We start from the raw sequence: 2,113 nt of genomic DNA on the forward strand, positions 1-2,113 counted from the left end.
CGGCTGCCGGGCTTGCCGGAGAGGATGCCGGAGCCCACGGCCACAGCCATGCCGTCGGCGGCCCAGTCGGCCACGGCGTCGGCGTCGGCATAGGCGCTCAGGTCGCCAGTGGTGGTGCTCAGCCCCTTCACCTCGGCGTACCGGGCAAAGATGGTGGCCAGCTCGGCCCGGGTCACGGCCCGGTCGCCGGCGTAGGCGCCGGTGCCGTCGCCGGTGGTGAGGCCGGCGTCCTCCGCCCAGGCGGCGGAGTTGGCGTACCAGGTGCCGGCCACGTCGGTGAAGGTGGCCGCCTCAGTCACGGCAGGCTTGCCCTCCATGTTGTAGAGGGTCTGGTACACGGTGGCCCGGGTCACGGTGCCGTTGGGGGTGAAGACCTTGCTCTCGGCGCTGGTGGAGCCCATGATGCCGCCCTCGATGACATAGTTCACCGCCTCGGCATACCAGGCATTGGCGTCCATGTCGGCCCAGTCGGCAGGGGCCTCGGGCGCAGCGGGGGTCTCCCCGGCGTTGGCCACGGTGATCCGGCCCTGGGGCGCGGCATAGTCGCTGCTCACCACGCCGCCCAGCTCGTCCACGATGTAGTTGATGAGCACCGCGTTGTCGATGAGCACGCTGTCCTTGAGCAGCTTGTCGTCCTTGAACATCACAAAGCCGTCGCCGCCGCTCTTGAGCATGTAGTTGTGGGAGGCCAGGGTGTAGGTCTTGTTCACGTCCAGGGGCTCGCCGCCCACGGTGACGTCCTTCACCCGGTAGTCGCCGTCCACCTTCACGAACTCGCCCTCGTCGCTGAGCACCACGGAGGAGGCCACAGCGGCGTCAATGGTGTAGCTCAGGCCGGAGACCTGGAGGAAGCCGCCGTTCTCCTCGGGGTAGAGCCGCGCGCCCATCTCCAGGGCGTCCAGGATGTCCTGGCCGGTGGTCTCCACCAGGCATGCCTCATTGCCGAAGGGATGCACGTTGATGATGTTCTCATAGGTGATGTCGCCCGCGGCGATGTCAGCCCGCACGCCGCCGCCGTTCACGAAGGCCACGTCGGCCCCCAGCAGCACCCGGTAGGCGTCGGCGCACAGGTCGCCCAGGTTGGTCTCGGCGTTGCGGACGGCACGCTTGCCAGTCTCGGGGTCCAGGGTGGTGAGGGTCACGTCGCTCTTGGCCACCACCTTTTGCAGCACCCCGGCGAACTCCTCGTTCACCTTGGCCACATAGGCGGCCACGGTCTCGTCCTGCTCGGCGTAGCCGCTCACCAGCTCGGTGGTGATCTCGCCGCTCTTGGTGTCGATGACCACCTTGCCCAGGTTGGCCAGCTTGGTGCCCGTCTGGGCCAGCTTTACGTCCTCGCCGTCCTTGTTCTGGACGGTCTCGCCGTAGGTCTCGTGGGAGTGGCCGTCGATGAACACGTCGATGCCCGTGGTGTTGGCGATGACGCTCTTGGAGGTCCACGCCTCGGTGGAGCCCTCGTTGCCCAGGTGACCCAGGGCCACCACATAGTCGGCCCCGTCCTTGGCGGCGGCGTCCACCGCAGACTGCACCGCGGCGTAGAGGTCCTTGCCCTCATTGCCTTGGCCGAAGCTGTAAATATACTCCCCCTTCTCGTTCTGGAAGAAGGTGGGGGTGGACTTGGTGAAGGACTCGGGCGTGTCGATGCCCACATAGCCCACGCTCACGTCCCCGTAGTCCACCACCTTGTACGCCTCCAGGACGGGCTTCCCCTCCAGGTCGGTGAAGTTGCAGCACAGATAGTCGTACTTCGCCTTCTCCTGAGCCAAGGTCAGGAAGTTCTCCATCCCGTAGTCGAACTCGTGGTTGCCGGGCGCGGCCAGGTCATAGCCCACCTCGTTCATGATGTCCACGATGTAGGACCCCTTGGACAGCGTCCCGATGGGGCCGCCCTGGATGGCGTCGCCCGCGTCCACAAGGGTCACGTTCTCCGCCCCGTATTTGGCCTCCATCTCGGCCTTGTAGGCCGCTACGCCGGCGTAGCCCAGATTGGTCACCGCGCCGGTCTCCTCGTCGGCGGAAGGATCGATCCCGCAGTGCACATCGTTGGTGTGCAGGATCACGATCTTCCCGCTCTCGCTCTCTTCCGCCGCCAGGGCAGGCGCAGCCAGGCCCA

At 66.7% G+C, this 2,113-nt stretch carries 1 protein-coding gene; it reads right to left on the reverse strand.

The window, feature by feature from the left end; all coding sequences use genetic code 11:
- The coding region (locus Q0Y09_RS07300; RefSeq protein ID WP_297719798.1) for a 5'-nucleotidase C-terminal domain-containing protein at window positions 1-2,113 on the reverse strand (2,113 nt) is incomplete at both ends.

Origin of the sequence: Intestinimonas sp. (assembly GCF_026169115.1) — a bacterium.
Lineage (GTDB): Bacteria > Bacillota > Clostridia > Oscillospirales > Oscillospiraceae > Intestinimonas.